The 11579-nt window shown below is 44.1% G+C and carries 12 protein-coding genes; all 12 read left to right on the top strand.

All coding sequences use genetic code 11. From position 1 onward, the window contains the following. Position 1 precedes the first annotated feature (1 nt). The 12 genes from nth (at position 2) to ABR397_RS06515 (ending at position 11577) form a co-directional block, all read left to right on the top strand. A complete protein-coding gene (nth, locus tag ABR397_RS06570) occupies positions 2–637 on the top strand; it encodes an endonuclease III (protein ID WP_350305007.1) in 636 nt (211 codons plus the stop codon). A 365-nt stretch (positions 638–1002) separates the two neighbouring features. Beyond that, positions 1003–2946, top strand: a complete 1944-nt coding sequence (locus tag ABR397_RS06565) for an exoribonuclease II (protein ID WP_350305006.1) — start codon at positions 1003–1005, stop codon at positions 2944–2946. Between the two features lie 726 nt (positions 2947–3672). Beyond that, the gene (locus ABR397_RS06560; RefSeq protein WP_023045791.1) at positions 3673–4122 is read left to right on the top strand and encodes a phage tail protein; all 450 of its coding nucleotides are present in this window, start codon (positions 3673–3675) and stop codon (positions 4120–4122) included. Between the two features lie 41 nt (positions 4123–4163). Continuing rightward, positions 4164–5240 carry a phage tail sheath family protein gene (locus ABR397_RS06555; RefSeq protein WP_350305005.1) on the top strand — a complete coding sequence of 359 codons (1077 nt, stop codon included), beginning with the start codon at positions 4164–4166 and terminating at the stop codon, positions 5238–5240. A 56-nt stretch (positions 5241–5296) separates the two neighbouring features. Further along, a complete protein-coding gene (locus ABR397_RS06550; RefSeq protein ID WP_350305004.1) occupies positions 5297–6613 on the top strand; it encodes a phage tail sheath family protein in 1317 nt (438 codons plus the stop codon). Positions 6614–6677: 64 nt separating this feature from the next. Then, entirely contained in the window at positions 6678–7859 is a 1182-nt protein-coding gene (locus ABR397_RS06545) for a phage tail sheath family protein (RefSeq protein WP_350305003.1), read from the top strand. An 18-nt stretch (positions 7860–7877) separates the two neighbouring features. Then, a complete protein-coding gene (locus tag ABR397_RS06540) occupies positions 7878–8336 on the top strand; it encodes a phage tail protein (RefSeq protein WP_350305002.1) in 459 nt (152 codons plus the stop codon). Next, positions 8333–8512: a DUF5908 family protein gene (locus ABR397_RS06535; RefSeq protein WP_350305001.1), complete on the top strand. Its 180-nt coding sequence runs from the start codon at positions 8333–8335 to the stop codon at positions 8510–8512. Before ABR397_RS06540 ends, ABR397_RS06535 begins: the two co-directional genes overlap by 4 nt. Then, positions 8499–9182, top strand: coding sequence for a CIS tube protein (locus ABR397_RS06530; protein ID WP_350305000.1), 684 nt, complete (start codon positions 8499–8501; stop codon positions 9180–9182). The genes ABR397_RS06535 and ABR397_RS06530 overlap by 14 nt, the downstream gene beginning before the upstream one ends. After that, the gene (locus ABR397_RS06525) at positions 9179–10729 is read left to right on the top strand and encodes a phage baseplate assembly protein V (protein ID WP_350304999.1); all 1551 of its coding nucleotides are present in this window, start codon (positions 9179–9181) and stop codon (positions 10727–10729) included. The genes ABR397_RS06530 and ABR397_RS06525 overlap by 4 nt, the downstream gene beginning before the upstream one ends. 12 nt (positions 10730–10741) lie before the next feature. Further along, positions 10742–11164, top strand: a complete 423-nt coding sequence (locus ABR397_RS06520) for a GPW/gp25 family protein (RefSeq protein WP_350304998.1) — start codon at positions 10742–10744, stop codon at positions 11162–11164. Continuing rightward, on the top strand, positions 11161–11577 hold the full coding sequence (locus ABR397_RS06515; protein WP_350304997.1) for a hypothetical protein: 417 nt from the start codon (positions 11161–11163) through the stop codon (positions 11575–11577). The genes ABR397_RS06520 and ABR397_RS06515 overlap by 4 nt, the downstream gene beginning before the upstream one ends. The last annotated feature ends 2 nt before the right edge of the window (positions 11578–11579 follow it).

Below are 11579 nucleotides of genomic sequence, written 5' to 3'. Positions count from 1 at the left end.
TATGAACAAACAAAAGCGGATCGAAATTTTAACGCGTTTACGCGATAACAACCCAAAACCAACAACTGAATTAGTTTTCACCACCCCCTTTGAGCTGCTTATTTCAGTACTGCTTTCAGCTCAAGCGACAGATGTAAGTGTTAATAAAGCGACAGCGAAACTCTATCCAGTTGCCAACACACCTCAAGCCATTCTCAACCTTGGCGTAGATGGGCTGAAAGAGTATATAAAAACCATCGGCCTGTATAACACCAAAGCGGAAAACACCATTAAAACCTGCCGGATTTTGCTGGAAAAACATGGTGGTGAAGTTCCTGAGGATCGTGCTGCGTTGGAAGCACTGCCAGGCGTTGGCCGCAAGACAGCCAATGTGGTATTAAACACTGCATTTGGCTGGCCAACCATTGCTGTAGATACACATATTTTTCGGGTGTGCAACCGTACTCATTTTGCTCCCGGTAAAAATGTTAATGAAGTCGAAAATAAATTACTGCAAGTCGTTCCGGCTGAATTTAAAGTCGATTGCCATCACTGGCTTATTTTACATGGACGTTATACCTGTATATCCCGTAAACCTCGTTGCGGTTCTTGCATTATTGAAGATTTATGCGAGTACGATAGCAAACAAGAGCTGTAAAGGGCTAAGGGCCGTTGCGGTGAGACGAATAATCGGAAAAAGATGATTGCACTCTCACCCTCCTCTCTTTAAAGCACGCTTTGCTGCCGTCGAGGTGAAGATGGCCGCACTTCTGAAGGCCAGATTGTAAAAAATTTAGACTGCCAATTGATTTATTTTACAAATGAGATTTTCAACTTTGACTACATTATATTGCCTTTAAACTTAAAGAAAAAGTTTACCCTGAGTAACTATTATAATTTTCATTGCAAAATCCATACTGTTTTATGCTATTTTGAAGATGTTGCTTGCTCGACACCGCTTATTCGCGTAAAAATGTTGTTCCAAAACTATCTGATAATAACCCTCAACTTTCTCCGGATATTATGTTTCAAAACAATCCGCTGCTTGCACAGCTAAAACAGCAACTTCATTCCCAGACACTCCGTGTAGAGGGCCTCGTAAAAGGCACAGAAAAAGGTTTCGGATTTCTGGAAGTCGATGGGCAAAAAAGCTATTTCATTCCGCCTCCACAAATGAAAAAAGTGATGCATGGCGATCGGGTGACCGCCGCTATTCACACGGATAAAGAAAGAGAGATCGCTGAACCAGAAACATTGGTCGAGCCATTTCTGAATCGCTTTGTTGGCCGTATCCAGAAAAAAGAAAATGATAATCGTCTATGGATCGTTCCTGATCATCCTCTGCTAAAAGACGCTATCCCTTGCCGCTCGGCTAATCAAGTCACTCATCCGTTTCAAAACGGTGACTGGGCCGTCGCTGAAATGCGCCATCATCCTCTGAAAGGAAGCCGTGGCTTTCATGCAGAAATTACTGGCTACATCACCGAAGGCGACAATCACTATGCGCCCTGGTGGGTAACACTGACCCGTCATAATCTGGAACGTAATGCGCCAGAGATGACTGCCGATTGCCAGTTGAATGATGGCGATCTTGAGCGGATAGACTTAACTTCTCTGGATTTTGTCACTATCGACAGTGCGACCACAGAAGATATGGACGACGCTTTGCATGTCGCCAAACAAGATGACGGCAGCCTGAAACTCAGCATAGCCATTGCTGATCCAACAGCTTATATCGCGGCTGACAGCGAACTGGACAAGATTGCTCATCAACGTGCTTTCACTAACTACCTGCCGGGTTTCAACATCCCCATGCTGCCGCGCGATCTGTCAGAAAACTTATGTTCTCTGCGTCCTAATGAGCGCCGCCCCGCATTGGTTTGTCAGGTGTCTATTCTTGAAGATGGTCAGATTGGTGACGATATCGCGTTTTTCTCTACCTGGGTTGAATCAAAAGCGAAGCTGGTTTACGACGAAGTTTCTGACTGGCTGGAAGGAAAAGGTACTTGGAAACCTGATTCTGAATCTATTACAACGCAAATCAATCTCTTAAAAGAAATGAGTGAACGCCGTAACCAATGGCGTCATCAACATGCCCTTATTTTCAAAGATCGCCCTGATTACCGCTTTATCCTTGATGAAAATGGTTATGTACTGGATATCGTCGTAGAACAACGCCGTGCATCAAACCGTATTGTCGAAGAAGCAATGATCACTGCTAACCTATGCGCGGCAAAAATACTGCGCGATAAGTTAGGCTTTGGCGTCTACAATGTCCATACCGGTTTTGAGCCACTCCAGATTGATCAAGTGGTTGATTTATTGAAAGAAAATGGTATCGAGGAAAATGCAGAAGAGTTACTGACATTGGATGGTTTCTGCAAATTACGCCGTGAATTGGATAAACAACCAACACAATTCCTTGATAGCCGTATTCGCCGTTTCCAGACTTTTGCAGAAATTAAACCTGAACCTGGTCCTCATTTTGGTCTCGGTTTTGATGCTTACGCCACCTGGACATCACCAATCCGTAAATACAGCGATATGGTTAACCATCGCTTGCTAAAAGTGATTATTCAAAAAACGGATGCAGAAAAACCAGCAGAAGAAACCTGCCTGCAACTGGCTGAACGTCGCCGCCTGAACCGTATGGCTGAACGCGATGTGGGTGATTGGCTGTATGCCCGTTTCCTACAACCACATGCAGGAACAGAGCAACAATTTACCGCAGAAGTCATTGATATTACCCGCGGTGGTTTACGTGTCCGTCTGGTAGAGAATGGCGCGGTCGCCTTTATACCCGCACCATTCCTGCATGCAGTGCGCGATGAACTGCAATGTAGTCAAGAAACTGGCACCGTGATTATCAAAGGTGAAGCCGCTTACCAATTGAATGATATTATCAACGTCCGTATTGAAGAAGTAAGAATGGAAACGCGTAATATCGTCGCCCGTCCCGCTGCCTGACTTTTCTGACAAAACTATGTTGAATCAAACTACAGCGTAATCGCTGTAGTTTGTATTTAAAAAATCTATCATCAGATGTCAGAACTTACATCATATTCAGCTCTAAATAATGAAGGACTAAAAATGGCAACCGATACCACAGTTGAAATAATTGATAATCATTTATAATTCATTAGATAACATTCCTTTAGACAGATTAGGTTATTAATACCAGAAATAACTTTATCCATAACAATCAAAGCAATATAAAAATATTTTCTATTATATGAAAACTATAAACAACAACATTAACCACCACTCTTCGTTATTAAAACTTAATAACCTGACATATTAAACCTGATAAAAAAGCATACGTAACCTTCTGTTAATAAATCTATTTACTGAAACTCGCCATCATTTATATATCAAAATTTATAACACACTATTTATTCATCCTTTTATAGAAAAATATAACTATGTGATTGCAAAATAATTTACATTGTGATTATTTTATTGATTGATAATTTTAAATATTAATAATTAGTGTTTGAAATTTATTTGAGTTGACTATAATCCAACGTGATCATCAATGTGATCTCAAATTCACCGAATAACGTTTCTATATAAAGAGTAACCAAGAAAAACCAGGTTAGTGCGGTAGCTATTGTCTATAGCTACTGCACTAATAAAAACAAAGCAATAATCGCTTTTAATTCGCAATATAAATGAAAAATAAAGGAAATAATTATGGCCATAACTACAGATCAAATCGCTGTTGACTATCCGATTCCTACTTATCGATTTGTCGTCTCTGTTGGTGATGAACAAATCCCTTTTAACAGCGTTTCTGGGCTCGATATTACGTATGATGTCATAGAATATAAAGATGGTACTGGTAATTACTATAAAATGCCGGGTCAACGTCAATTAATCAATATTACGCTACGTAAAGGGGTATTCCCTGGGGATACTAAACTTTTTGACTGGCTTAACTCCATTCAGCTTAATCAGGTTGAGAAAAAAGACGTTGCAATTAATCTGACCAATGAAGCCGGCACTGAAATTTTAATGACCTGGAGCGTAGCAAATGCGTTCCCAACGTCATTAACCTCCCCTTCTTTTGATGCCACCAGCAATGATATTGCGGTTCAAGAAATAAAACTTACTGCGGATCGGGTAACCATTCAGGCAGCCTAAAATATTTACGCAAAATACCGCCCAATAATTGGAGGCAATATATGCCAACAACAACAACTTATCCCGGCGTTTATATTGAAGAAGACGCCTCGCTGTCACTTTCCATTAGCTCCAGCGCAACGGCAGTGCCTGTTTTTGCCGCCGCAAATAGCAATTCATTTATAAATGACTATTCCCGAATTAATAGCTGGCTGGAGTATTTGAAATTAAAAGGCGAGGAATTTAAATCCACCAACATACTTGATGTCTCATTACGCGCCTATTTTATTAATGGCGGTGGATATTGTTATCTCGTCAAAACCACAGACTTAGCAGCACAAGTACCAAAACTTGACGATGTCACATTACTGGTTGCTGCCGGAGAAGATATCAAAGAAGCCGTAAGCACACTTTGTCAATCCGGCAAAGGATTATTTGCTATTTTTGATGGCCCGCAGAATAATACCAATATAAAAACACCAGAAACAGTACTCCAACCTTATCCCACTACCCATTACGGCGCAGTTTACTACCCTTGGCTGACCGCTGAATGGGGAGAGAGAAAAGCCCCCGTTGATATTCCGCCCAGCGCAGTAATGGCCGGTATTTATGCCAGTGTTGACAATAGTCGCGGAGTCTGGAAAGCGCCAGCTAACGTCCCAATTCAGGGAGGATTACAACCTAAATATCCGGTGACTGACGACCTGCAAGCACAATATAACAAAGATAAAGCGTTAAATATGATCCGCACTTTTCCTAAGAGTGGCACGTTGGTTTGGGGAGCCAGAACACTTGAAGATAGCGATAACTGGCGTTATATCCCGGTTCGCCGCCTGTTTAACAGCGCGGAGCGGGATATTAAAAATGCCATGAGCTTCGCGGTATTTGAACCCAATAGCCAACCAACCTGGAAAGCCGTCCATCGGACTATCGATAATTATCTCTATGCCCTCTGGCAACAAGGGGGACTGGCAGGGAACAAAGCTGAACAAGCTTATTTTGTTCAAATCGGTAAAGGCACCACCATGACCGAAGACGATATCAAACAGGGCAGAATGATCGTCAAAGTGGGTATGGCGGCGGTTCGTCCGGCTGAATTTATTATTCTGCAATTCACCCAAGATGTTGCCCAGTCTTAATGGAGCGGTAACTAATTCAGGATCACCGCCTATTTACCCTATTAAAGGAAAACCTCATGGCTTCTGCAACCTATGCCACACCGGGCGTTTATATTGAAGAAGACGCCTCGCTATCGCTGTCGATTAACACCAGCCCCACAGCTATTCCCGTTTTTATTGGTAAGTTTTTCAAAAAAGACGGGAGCCAACCAGCAAAAGGAAACTGTATTAGAACCGCCAATTGGTTGGATTTTACTTCGCAGTTTTCATTATCACCCGCAGTATCAGTAAAGGCTACAGCTGAGAGTGGTGACACAAAAACCTATACCTATTCTGCCACTGTTACCGCGACTTCTTACAGCGCCTTTGCTATACAGCACTATTTTAATAATGGTGGCGGCGTTTGTTATGTATTACCGTTGATAGAAACTGAACAAAGTGCTGTAACAGCAGAATTAGCAACGCTGCCAGATCTGATTGAAAAACAACAGGAGATTACCTTACTGGTCTGTCTTGAAATGGATACAACATTAAGACAGAAAGTCTACGATGCGGTAAATTCGCTATTGCGGGCAAAAATGGGTTACTTCCTGATTGCTGATAGCAAAGACGGGACAGAAAAACCAAATACCCAGACGGATAAAACCGCTGTCTATTACCCTGATTTAGTGACCTCTTTTACTTATAGCAAACCGGCAGATGCTGATATTAAGCTAGACGGCTATGATGGTGTTGAAACTCTAGCCAAGCTGAAAACGACTTCTCTAGAACAGTACACTAAAGTTAAAACGGCAATAGATACTGCATGGAACTCTGCTAACGTACCAACAACCTCCATTATCTTACCCCCAAGCGCTGCCGTCGCGGGTGTTTATGCAGCAACTGATGCCAGCCGTGGTGTTTGGAAAGCTCCCGCTAATGCAGCACTGAATAATGCCAAACCTGCTGTAGCAATTACCGATGCTGACCAAGGCACCATGAATGATGCAGGTATTAACGCTATCCGTCACTTTACCGGCAAAGGCACATTGGTTTGGGGAGCTCGAACGTTAGATCAAACGGACAATTGGCGCTACATCCCGGTTCGACGTTTATTTAACGCGGCGGAACGGGATATCAAAAAGGCAATGCAATTTGCTGTCTTTGAACCCAATAGCCAGCCAACCTGGAAACGGGTACAAACAGCCATTGACAACTACCTCTATCAACTTTGGCAACAAGGGGCACTCGCGGGAAATAAACCGCAAGAAGCTTACTTTGTCCAGATTGGTAAAGGTATCACCATGTCCGATACTGACATTAAGCAAGGAAAAATGATTGTCAAAGTCGGTATGGCGGCAGTACGTCCGGCTGAATTTATTATCCTTCAATTTTCACAAAACGTAGCACAGTAACCGTACTGAGGCGCGGTTTAACGCCGCGTCCATTCAGTCCAGTGTTGAATAAGAGGAGACAATAATGATAACGGAGATAAAACAGTCGGGCATCACGATAGCGGAAAATTCAATATCTCTAAAACCAAACAATGAATTTATCGGTGTCCCCGTTTTTATTGGCTATACCGAAAAAAATTCAAGCAATAAAACGGCTGTAAAACTAAATAGCCTGATGGACTTTACCCAAGCTTTCGGTGAATCAGAATTAACGTATTATTCAGTACGCCACTTTTTTGAAAACGGCGGACAGCAAGCTTATATATTGTCACTGAGGATCAATGAACCGTTAAAAGATTTTCAATCATTAATTACTGCCCTACAACAAGAATGGGTGAAACAAGCCATTTCCGCAGAAAGTGAAATCACGCTGATTGTCGCACCGGATATCACCCGTTTTAATGATGCCAACGCTCAAGAAGCCCTTTGGCTACAATTCTGGCAATCAGTTCTCGACCTTTGTAAAAGCCGACGCGGTGTTATGGGATTACTGGATGCCCCGGACGATCCGAAATTAGCCGCTGATTGTCTGGCTAATCTTTCTTCAAGTGATCGCCAATGGGGCGCCGTATACTGGCCAAGGCTAAAAACCACTTACCAGAAAGACAGCCAATATATTGTACTTTCACCTACCGCTGCGGTTGCTGCCATCATTCAACGTAAAGACCATCAGAAAGGCGTATGGACTGCACCCGCTAATGTGGCTTTAGCTAAAGTGATCAGCCCGGTACGCTCTTACATTGAAGCAAGTGCCCTCCTTAATCTTAATCAAGAAGGCACTTCGTTGAATCTAGTTCGCAGCTTCCCCGGCAAAGGCATTAAAATCTGGGGATGCCGCACTCTGGACAATATGCGGGGTTCCCCTTGGCGCTACATCCAGATTCGCCGTCTGGCTTCCTATGTCGAAACCCACATGACCCAACTAGGCCGGGCCTTTGTCTTCGAACCCAATAACGCCATCACTTGGATGAAATTTAAAGGTCAGGCCCACAACTGGTTACATCAATTATGGCTAAAAGGTGGATTGCGAGGCACTCAGGAAGATCAGGCATTTGAAGTGTTATTGGGTGTTAATGAATCAATGAGTGAAGCGGATATTTTAGCCGGAAAGATGATCATGAAAATCAAACTGGCCCTGTTAATTCCAGCAGAATTTATTGAGCTGAGTCTAACGTTTGATATCCGTAACAATACCGTATCTAGCTAATCTCAACAGGGGAAAAACATGCTCAACTTATACACCCCGTCAGTATCACACCGTTTTATCGCCAGTTTTCTGTTTAACAACATTCCCAGTCCACTTGATATCGCCTTTCAGCGCATATCGGGCCTGAACCGAGAACTGCAAACCACCCAACACAGCCAGGGTGGGGAAAACGCCAGAAATGTCTGGCTAGCCGAAAAAATCCAACATGGCAGCTTGGTGCTGGAACGTGGCGTCATGACCATCACCCCACTCACCTTAATATTTGATCGCGTCCTGCGCGGCGAAAAAGCGATTTATGCCGATGTCGTCGTCATGCTGCTCAATGAACAATCTTTACCCGTGGGAAGCTGGACAGTCAGTAACGCGCTACCGGTTCGGTGGTCCACCAGCGACTTTGATGCCAATAGCAATGCCGTTTTGGTGAATTCCCTGGAATTACGTTATCAGGATATGCGCTGGTTAGGAGTGAAAGCATGACTATAGAAATTAAAGAGCTGATTATTCAGGCAAAAGTTACCGATCCAACGAATGATCAACTCGGCCCACGAACATTAGCCCAAGAAAAACTGGATAACGCCCGTTTGATTGAGATGGTGAAACGGGAGGTATTAGAGGCATTACGTGAAACAGGAGGTGATTATGAGTTTAATTGAACGCGGTTTATCCAGACTCACCCTTTCCGCCTTCAAAGACCGGGAAGGGAAAGTTTCCGTCGGCAGTTTGCAGGCCATGTATAACCCCGACACGATCCAACTCGATTATCAAACCCGCTATCAACAGGATGAAAGTGTCAATCGTGCCAGCCAAAGCAGTCGCTATGTGTTATCCCAGCCAGCCGGATTGTCATTAATTCTGCTGTTTGATGCATCAATGCCCGGTAATAACACGCCAATAGAAACACAGCTTGCGACCTTAAAATCCCTGTGTGCGGTGGATGCCAGCACCAAAGTACCCCACTTCCTGAAAATCAAATGGGGCAAAATGCGCTGGGAAAATAAAGGCTATTTTGCCTGCCGGGCCAATGGCCTTGCGATCAACTACACCTTGTTTGACCGGGACGCCACCCCATTGCGGGCCAGTGCGACCTTATCCTTGGTGGCAGACGAAAGCTTGGTTATTCAGGCTACCGAGCGACAGTTAAAATCACCTCCAGCCACTGCGGTTAGCGTAACCGATATGCTTTCCCTACCCTTGATCGCCTTAGGTGCTGGCGCTTCGCTGGCCGGTGGTATCGATTATCTCTCGCTGGCCTGGCAAAACGGTCTGGATAACCTTGATGACTTTACCCCCGGACAAACCCTACAAGCTAAGGGGGATGCATGAAAATACCCTCAGTAACCATCAAGATAGGTGGTAAAACACTCAATCAATTTACCGTGATCAGTCTGACAACCAACCATCACATCAACGGCATCCCTTCGGCCAACATCACTCTAGGTATTGCCGGGGATGCCAGTCATATTTTTGACGCCAAGACGCAGGGTGAATTGGCAAGCTGTCGGCCAAATAATGAAGTAATCGTGCAGATACAAAAAACCGTGTTATTCAAGGGTGTTATCGTGCGGCAAACGCTGGGGCTTAAAGGTCAGGACAGCATCATTACCCTGACAGCAAAACATCACCTGCAAAAATTAACCCATAGCTTTCACTCACAGCTATTCAATAAACAGAGTGATGAGGCAATTATCAAAAAACTCTTCAATCAGAATGGCATCCAAACAACGATAAAGCAGGCCCCTCAACTTAAAACCGTTCATGAACAAATGGTGCAATTTCGTTGTAATGACTGGGCATTCTTAAAAAGCAGACTGGTTGCCACTAATACCTGGCTGCTACCTGGCAATGAATCGGTTACGTTGATAACACCTAAAGCTCTGAATAGTTCAACTGTACATACGATCCACCAGCATAGCAGCGATCAGGACATTGTGCTGTTTGAAGCGGACCTGCAATGGAATAACCAACACAGCCCTAAAACAGTGAGTATACGTACCTGGGATATTGCCCAACAAAAGCTTTCTCAGGGAACTCAGGTGAAAAACAGCGGGCTTGGCAGTCACAAACTGGCGATAGACAGCATCGAAACCCTAACCAGCCAAGAATGGCAATGGGTTCTCAGCTATCCGCTGGATAATGAGCAAACCAAATATCTTGCTCAAGGCATCATGGATAACCTGCGAAGCCATAACATCTCCGGCAGTGTTGAAGTTGAAGGCAATGACCGCTATCAACCGGGTGATCTCCTTGCACTAAACGGCTTTGGTCAAGGCATGGATGGTCAAGTGATTATCACCGGCGTCAGTCAGAGGATTAATCAGCGACAAGGCTGGCGCACCCGGTTAACCTTAGGTATGCCACCAGACGTGGAACATCCCGTACCGCAAGTTAAAGAGCTGCATATCGGTATTGTGGAAAAATACCAAAAAGACAGCCAATCACTGGGCCGTATTCCGGTCAGAATACCGGCATTAAACCTAACCCAAGGTGTACTTTTTGCCCGCTTAAGCAAACCTTATGCCAGCAACGAAAGTGGATTCTGCTTCTACCCTGAACCGGGGGACGAGGTGATTATCGGTTTCTTTGAATGTGATCCCCGTTTTCCGGTGATATTAGGTTCCATGCATAATCCGAAAAATAAATCTCCGGTAGAACCCAGTGAGAAAAATCCGGTGAAAACCTTAATTATCAAACAAGGAGATAACAGGCAGGAATTAATATTCGACAATAAAGAGAACACCATAGCACTTAATTCAACTAACAACCTCATCACTAATGCCCAGGAAATTAAAATACAAGCCGAGAAATCCCTGACAGCCTCCGGAAAATCAGGGATAGATATTAAAGGCTCGAAAATCAACTTAACACAATAATAAGGTATTGAGATGACAAAAGAAATATTAGCCGATATTTATGGTCGCGGCTGGAAATTTCCGCCACAGTTTTCTCTTGAGACTGGAGTAGAAATGGCCGAAGGTGCCGAAAATGTTCGCCAAAGTATGAAAATCCTTTTTCTGACTGAACCCGGTGAGCGAATTATGCATGAAGATTATGGCTGTGGTCTGAATGATTATATGTTTGAAAATATCAGTGATGAATTGTTATCGGAGATTCAAACCCGCATTGAAGAGCGAGTACTGCGCTATGAACCCCGAGCAGAAATCACAGATATCCAAGTCAATCAGAAAACAGGCTCACCTAATACTCTACACATTCAAGTGACCTACTCCCTGAGAGGCAGCGGAATCAGTCAACAACTTGAAGGTATCCTTGAGATCGGCGAAGGCCGAGTGCAGGTGGGCTTATGAGCAAACAATTAATCATTGATGGTGACAGCCTGCTATTTGAGCCATTCTTCGGCAACCGGCAGGTCACCATTTTGGGATTAGCGACCATCAGAGGCAGCGGACACGCGCAAATCCAGGGCAAAAAGATCGCCATTGTGGGTGATGAAAAAAAGGTGCAACTTCAAGCGCAATACATTACTCCAAGCCACCCGATACCCGGCATGGGGATGGTCACCATTGCTCAATTGGATACCAGTCAACAGGTAAACTTTTGCCGCAGCCCTGCCACAGTGATTGTTGCCGGGCAGCAATTTACCGCCCGTTTTACCCCGACACAGCCGGCAAATAACCCATCAACGGGCCCGGATGTAACAGCACCCAGTATGGGAAAAGGTCGTTTTATTGCCAGTCAATATGCCGTCAATGCCGGATAAAT

The organism is Photorhabdus viridis (genome assembly GCF_040256935.1).
Lineage (GTDB): Bacteria > Pseudomonadota > Gammaproteobacteria > Enterobacterales > Enterobacteriaceae > Photorhabdus > Photorhabdus viridis.
Note: the sequence above shows the minus strand (reverse complement) of the source record. Positions and strands in the feature narration are given on the sequence as shown.

What these genes read in the sequence shown, in the direction of transcription:
- ABR397_RS06520 (WP_350304998.1), top strand. Translation starts at nt 10,742, where the DNA reads ATGACAAAAGAAATATTAGCCGATATTTATGGTCGCGGCTGGAAATTT.
- ABR397_RS06565 (WP_350305006.1), top strand. Translation starts at nt 1,003, where the DNA reads ATGTTTCAAAACAATCCGCTGCTTGCACAGCTAAAACAGCAACTTCAT.
- ABR397_RS06515 (WP_350304997.1), top strand. Translation starts at nt 11,161, where the DNA reads ATGAGCAAACAATTAATCATTGATGGTGACAGCCTGCTATTTGAGCCA.
- ABR397_RS06530 (WP_350305000.1), top strand. Translation starts at nt 8,499, where the DNA reads ATGAGTTTAATTGAACGCGGTTTATCCAGACTCACCCTTTCCGCCTTC.
- ABR397_RS06555 (WP_350305005.1), top strand. Translation starts at nt 4,164, where the DNA reads ATGCCAACAACAACAACTTATCCCGGCGTTTATATTGAAGAAGACGCC.
- ABR397_RS06540 (WP_350305002.1), top strand. Translation starts at nt 7,878, where the DNA reads ATGCTCAACTTATACACCCCGTCAGTATCACACCGTTTTATCGCCAGT.
- ABR397_RS06560 (WP_023045791.1), top strand. Translation starts at nt 3,673, where the DNA reads ATGGCCATAACTACAGATCAAATCGCTGTTGACTATCCGATTCCTACT.
- nth (WP_350305007.1), top strand. Translation starts at nt 2, where the DNA reads ATGAACAAACAAAAGCGGATCGAAATTTTAACGCGTTTACGCGATAAC.
- ABR397_RS06545 (WP_350305003.1), top strand. Translation starts at nt 6,678, where the DNA reads ATGATAACGGAGATAAAACAGTCGGGCATCACGATAGCGGAAAATTCA.
- ABR397_RS06535 (WP_350305001.1), top strand. Translation starts at nt 8,333, where the DNA reads ATGACTATAGAAATTAAAGAGCTGATTATTCAGGCAAAAGTTACCGAT.
- ABR397_RS06550 (WP_350305004.1), top strand. Translation starts at nt 5,297, where the DNA reads ATGGCTTCTGCAACCTATGCCACACCGGGCGTTTATATTGAAGAAGAC.
- ABR397_RS06525 (WP_350304999.1), top strand. Translation starts at nt 9,179, where the DNA reads ATGAAAATACCCTCAGTAACCATCAAGATAGGTGGTAAAACACTCAAT.